General features: G+C 68.2%; 4 protein-coding genes. 1 reads left to right on the top strand and 3 read right to left on the bottom strand.

Translation table 11 applies throughout. The annotated features are described in order from the left end of the window. Nucleotides 1–93: 93 nt before the first annotated feature. The 3 genes from ACFWRV_RS36205 to ACFWRV_RS36195 are packed head-to-tail and all read right to left on the bottom strand — an operon-like array spanning nucleotide 94 to nucleotide 2,814. A complete protein-coding gene (locus tag ACFWRV_RS36205; protein ID WP_384340417.1) occupies nucleotides 94–858 on the bottom strand; it encodes an amino acid ABC transporter ATP-binding protein in 765 nt (254 codons plus the stop codon). Continuing rightward, on the bottom strand, nucleotides 855–1,823 hold the full coding sequence (locus ACFWRV_RS36200) for an amino acid ABC transporter permease (RefSeq protein WP_384340415.1): 969 nt from the start codon (nucleotides 1,821–1,823) through the stop codon (nucleotides 855–857). The genes ACFWRV_RS36205 and ACFWRV_RS36200 overlap by 4 nt, the downstream gene beginning before the upstream one ends. 28 nt (nucleotides 1,824–1,851) lie before the next feature. Continuing rightward, nucleotides 1,852–2,814 carry an ABC transporter substrate-binding protein gene (locus ACFWRV_RS36195; protein WP_384340413.1) on the bottom strand — a complete coding sequence of 321 codons (963 nt, stop codon included), beginning with the start codon at nucleotides 2,812–2,814 and terminating at the stop codon, nucleotides 1,852–1,854. 526 nt (nucleotides 2,815–3,340) lie between these two features. Here ACFWRV_RS36195 and ACFWRV_RS36190 point away from each other — a divergent pair. After that, nucleotides 3,341–4,582: an NADP-dependent malic enzyme gene (locus tag ACFWRV_RS36190; protein WP_384340411.1), complete on the top strand. Its 1,242-nt coding sequence runs from the start codon at nucleotides 3,341–3,343 to the stop codon at nucleotides 4,580–4,582. Nucleotides 4,583–4,739 lie beyond the last annotated feature (157 nt).

The raw sequence follows: 4,739 nt of genomic DNA, 5'->3' as shown, positions 1-4,739 counted from the left end.
GGTGCGGCCGCGGGGCTGCCGCCGCGGCCGCGGGGGTGGGGGGTCGGGCCCGGGGCCCCCCCCCCCCTCCCGTGTGCGACGGGCCCCGGAGAGCTACAGCACCTTCGACAGGAACGACTTCGTCCGGTCCTGCTGCGGGTTGCTCAGCACGTCGCGCGGGTGGCCCGACTCGACCACCACGCCGTCGTCCATGAAGACCAGCGCGTCGCCCACCTCGCGGGCGAAGCCCATCTCGTGGGTGACGACGATCATCGTCATGCCGTCCTCGGCGAGGCCCCGCATGACGTCCAGGACGTCACCGACCAGCTCCGGGTCGAGCGCCGAGGTCGGCTCGTCGAAGAGCATCAGCTTCGGCTCCATCGCCAGCGCGCGGGCGATGGCCACGCGCTGCTGCTGACCGCCGGAGAGCTGGGTGGGATAGTTCTTCGTCTTGTCGGCGAGGCCCACCCGGTCCAGCAGCTTCTCGGCACGGGCCCGGGCCACGGCCTTGGCCTCGCCCTTGACCTGGATCGGCGCCTCCATGACGTTCTCGATGGCCGTCATGTGCGGGAACAGGTTGAACCGCTGGAACACCATGCCGATGTCCCGGCGCTGGAGGGCGACCTCGCTGTCCTTCAGCTCGTAGAGCTTGTCGCCCTTCTGCCGGTAGCCGACCAGCTCGCCGTCGACCGAGAGACGGCCGGCGTTGATCTGCTCCAGGTGGTTGATGCACCGCAGGAAGGTCGACTTGCCGGAGCCGGACGGGCCGACGAGGCAGAACACCTCACGCGGGGCGACCTCCAGGTCGATGCCCTTGAGGATGTGGGCGGCGCCGAAGGACTTGTGGACGCCCTCGGCCTTCACCATGGGGGTGGTCATGCGGAGACACCTCCGGAGGGCCGGTTGCTGAACGAGGCGAGGTTGACCTTGACGCGCTGCAGCGGCGTGAGCGGCAGCGAGCGCAGCGAGCCGCGGGCGAAGCGGCGCTCCAGGTAGTACTGGCCGACGCTGAACACGCTGGTCATCACGATGTACCAGATGGACGCGACGAACAGCATCTCCATCACCGCGTACGACGTGGAGCCGATCTGCGAGGTGGAGCGGAGCAGCTCGTTGTACGTCACCGCGTAGACCAGCGAGGAGGTCTTCAGCATGTTGATGAACTCGTTGCCGGTCGGCGGGATGATCACCCGCAGCGCCTGCGGGAGGACCACGCGGCGCATGGTCTTCGCCTGGGTCATGCCGAGTGCGTGCGACGCCTCGGTCTGGCCCTCGTCGACCGACTGGATGCCGGCGCGGCAGATCTCCGCCATGTAGGCGGCCTCGTTCAGCGCGAGCCCCAGCAGGGCGCACATGAACGGGGTCATGACGTCCGTCATCTCGTCCTTGTAGATGAACGGGATGTTCAGGACGGGGAAGATCAGCGCCAGGTTGAACCAGAGCAGCAGCTGTACGTAGACCGGGGTACCCCGGAAGAACCAGATGTACAGCCAGGCCACCCAGCTGGTGACCGGGTTCTTCGACAGCCGCATCACGGCGAGCACGACGCCGAGGATCACGCCGAGGACCATCGCGAGGACGCTGATCAGCAGGGTGCGGCCCGCACCGGCGACGACGGTGCTGTCGAACAGCTTGTCGCCGACGGCCTGCCACTGGATGTTGCCCTGCGAGAAGGCGTACCCGAGGGCGACGAGGAGGCCGATGACCACGACGCCGCTGATCCAACGGCCGACATGGCGGACGGGAATGGCCTTGATCTTCTCCGGGGCCGTGGTGGCGGCCTTGGAGACGGACACCTGGCCGGCCGGTGAGGCGGCGGGCGTCTTGTCGAACTTGTCAGTCATCGTGACTGCCCTTCGGTGAAGCGTCCGGTCACTTGCCGCCGTTGACGGCGGCCTTGTCGATCGCTCCCGTACCGGCGCCCCACTTGTCGAGGACCTTCTGGTACGAACCGTCGGCGATGATCGCGTCGACGGCCTCCTTCAGGGCGTCGCGCAGCCCGGTGTTGGTCTTCTTGACGGCGATGCCGAACGGGCCGGCGTCGACCTGCTCGCCCACGACCTCGAACGCGTTGCCGCCGTCGGCCTTGCGGGCCAGGTCGACCGCGACCGGGTAGTCGTTGACCCCGGCGACCGCACCGCCGGACTTGACGCGGGTCTGGGCCTCGGTGTCGTTCTCGAACGACTCGATCTTGACGGCCTTCTCGCCACCGTCCGTACAGGCCTTCGACTGCTTCTTGAGGGCCTCCTCGTACGTGGTGCCGCGCTGCACGGCGGCGGCCTTCCCGCAGAGGTCCTCGATGGAGTTGATCTTCTCCGGGTTGCCCTTCTTCGTGTACACGGCGGTACCGGCGAGGAAGTAGTCGACGAAGTCGACGCCCTCGCCCAGCTTCTTGCCGGAGTCGTCCAGGCCCTCCTGGCGCTGCTTGTTGTCCGTGATGGACGACATGGCGATGTCGTGGCGGCCGGAGTTCAGGGCGGTGATCAGACCGTCGAAGGAACCCGAGGTGAACTCGAACTTCACGCCGAGCTGCTTGCCGAGAGCGTCGGCCAGATCGGGGTCGACACCCACGATCTTCCCGTTCTCCACGGACTCCATCGGGGCGTACTCGGCATTCGTGCCGACCTTGATGACACCGGACTTCTGGTACTTCTCCGGCAGCTTGGAGAACAGCGGCGCACCGCTCTTGGTCTCCTTGCCGCTGCCGCTCTCCTGGGACGCGCTGTCGGTCTGGTCGCCACAGGCGGTGAGCAGCAGGGAGCCGGCGACCGCGATGGCGCCGATCGCCGCAATCCGGGACTTCGCGGTCGTACGACGCGTGATGCTTGCGGTCATGTCGGGATCCTCCGGCAGGTGAGGGTGAGGTGCTGGTGGGCGGCTTGGCACGCACCTTCGAGTGTCGCCACCTTGTGTGATGACGGCATCCTGCCATTCGGACTGGCCCATTCAGGGGTCCTGCCATGTCAAAATCGGATAACGGGCGACCCCCGAACATCAACGGCCGGTACCTCGGGACCGGACCTTCTGTGGGGATTCATTCCCCTCGCCGGAGAATCTTCGGCACGTCTCGTCTGGTGGATGGCATTTATGCCGGTTTGCCGACTTGTCCAGATATTCGACTATGAGTCACGTCACCGCGTCGATATGGACTCGTCCGTAACCCCGTCCGTCCGGTAAGAAAGACGTTTACACCCCTCATCCGGGGCTCAGGGCGCGTGTGCGGCGCGCCCGCGCGTATGTACCTCTTCCCTGCCGGGGCGGGTCAACCCGCTCGGTGCAGGGCGCGTACGCGGTGCCCGCCCACCCCTCCTCAACCAGGAGTGGCCACCCTCAAACGATGAAGACTTAAGGGGTCAACACCATGGCAGCGGAGATCGTCAATCCTCGCAGCGACAGCACCACCGACAGTGGCATCCAGCGCACGAGCGCAGCGGACACCGGGGCCGACGAGCCCTTCGATCCGGCCTTCGCCCTCCACCGGGGCGGGAAGATGGCCGTGCAGGCCACCGTCCCGATCCGGGACAAGGACGACCTTTCCCTGGCGTACACGCCCGGTGTGGCCAAAGTGTGCAGCGCCATCGCCGCCAACCCCGAGCTCGTCCACGACTACACCTGGAAGTCCCAGGTCGTGGCCGTCGTGACGGACGGCACCGCCGTGCTCGGCCTCGGCGACATCGGGCCCGAGGCGTCCCTCCCCGTGATGGAGGGCAAGGCCATCCTCTTCAAGCAGTTCGGCGGCGTCGACGCGGTGCCGATCGCGCTCGCGACGACCGACGCCGACGAGATCGTCGACACCGTCGTCCGGCTCGCCCCCTCCTTCGGCGGGGTCAACCTGGAGGACATCTCGGCGCCCCGCTGCTTCGAGATCGAGCGCAAGCTCCAGGAGCGGCTGGACATCCCGGTCTTCCACGACGACCAGCACGGCACCGCGGTCGTCACCCTCGCCGCCCTGCGCAACGCCGCGAAGCTCTCCGGGCGGACGCTGGGCGATCTGCGCGGTGTCATCTCCGGTGCGGGCGCGGCGGGCGTGGCCATCGCCAAGTTCCTGCTGGAGGCGGGGATCGGCGACATCGCGGTGGCCGACCGCAAGGGCATCGTCAGCCGTGATCGCGACGACCTCACCGAGGTCAAGCGCGAACTGGCGGAGCTGACCAACCGGGCCGGGATCTCCGGTTCCCTGGAGCAGGCGCTCGCCGGTGCGGACGTCTTCATCGGCGTCTCCGGCGGTACGGTCCCGGAGGCGGCGGTGGCCTCGATGGCGCCCGGTGCGTACGTCTTCGCGATGGCCAACCCGAACCCGGAGGTCCACCCGGAGGTCGCGCACAAGTACGCGGCCGTCGTGGCGACCGGCCGTTCGGACTTCCCGAACCAGATCAACAACGTGCTGGCGTTCCCGGGCATCTTCGCGGGCGCGCTCCAGGTCCGGGCCTCCCGCATCACCGAGGGCATGAAGATCGCCGCGGCGAACGCGCTGGCCGACGTGGTGGGCGACGAGCTGGCCGCCGACTACGTGATCCCGTCGCCGTTCGACGAGCGGGTCGCCCCGGCGGTCACCGCGGCGGTCGCTGCGGCGGCTCGGGCGGAGGGTGTGGCTCGGCGCTGAGGTGGCGCTGAGCGGTGCGTGCTGGGCGGGGCCTGCTGGTTGGGCCCCGCCCTTGCGTTTCCGCCTCCGCGGCGATCTCCTCAAGCCCCTCCGGCGATTGAGCAGCGGGTGCCCGAACCAACAGCCCCTGGGGCTATTGTGCAGCGGGGGTCTGGGG

The sequence above is a fragment of the Streptomyces sp. NPDC058576 genome, assembly GCF_042718715.1.
GTDB lineage: Bacteria > Actinomycetota > Actinomycetes > Streptomycetales > Streptomycetaceae > Streptomyces.
Note: the sequence above shows the minus strand (reverse complement) of the source record. Positions and strands in the feature narration are given on the sequence as shown.

Bases quoted from the DNA above. Each gene is read 5' to 3' on its own strand.
- ACFWRV_RS36205 (WP_384340417.1), bottom strand. From the start codon at position 858: ATGACCACCCCCATGGTGAAGGCCGAGGGCGTCCACAAGTCCTTCGGC.
- ACFWRV_RS36200 (WP_384340415.1), bottom strand. From the start codon at position 1,823: ATGACTGACAAGTTCGACAAGACGCCCGCCGCCTCACCGGCCGGCCAG.
- ACFWRV_RS36190 (WP_384340411.1), top strand. From the start codon at position 3,341: ATGGCAGCGGAGATCGTCAATCCTCGCAGCGACAGCACCACCGACAGT.
- ACFWRV_RS36195 (WP_384340413.1), bottom strand. From the start codon at position 2,814: ATGACCGCAAGCATCACGCGTCGTACGACCGCGAAGTCCCGGATTGCG.